The sequence below is a fragment of the Pseudomonas agronomica genome (assembly GCF_025917275.1).
In the GTDB taxonomy this organism is placed as follows: Bacteria; Pseudomonadota; Gammaproteobacteria; order Pseudomonadales; family Pseudomonadaceae; genus Aquipseudomonas; species Aquipseudomonas agronomica.
In genome coordinates this window covers 1-250 of the sequence record NZ_JAOSHO010001151.1, presented here as the reverse complement: position 1 = coordinate 250, position 250 = coordinate 1, and the positions used below count along the sequence as shown (strand labels likewise).

Sequence of the window (250 nt, the reverse complement as noted above, 5' to 3'; positions counted from 1 at the left end):
GCCCTTGCTCGAACGGCTTTTGGTGCCGCTCTGGGTGGCGTTCTCGGGCAAATCGTAGGGCACGGTCTGTTCGGCGTTGTAGACGCGACCGGTGATGATCGGCCGATCCGGATCGCCCTCGAGGAAGCTGACGATGACTTCCTGGCCGATGCGCGGGATCTGCATCGAACCCCAGTTCTTGCCGGCCCAGGATTGCGACACCCGAATCCAGCACGAACTGTTCTCGTTGGACTGGTCGTGACGGTCCCAG

Annotated in this window: 1 protein-coding gene; it reads right to left on the bottom strand. The window is 62.4% G+C overall.

The features are described 5' to 3' along the window. On the bottom strand, positions 1–250 hold a 250-nt coding region (gene vgrG, locus OC610_RS29335), incomplete at both ends, for a type VI secretion system tip protein VgrG (RefSeq protein WP_264433370.1).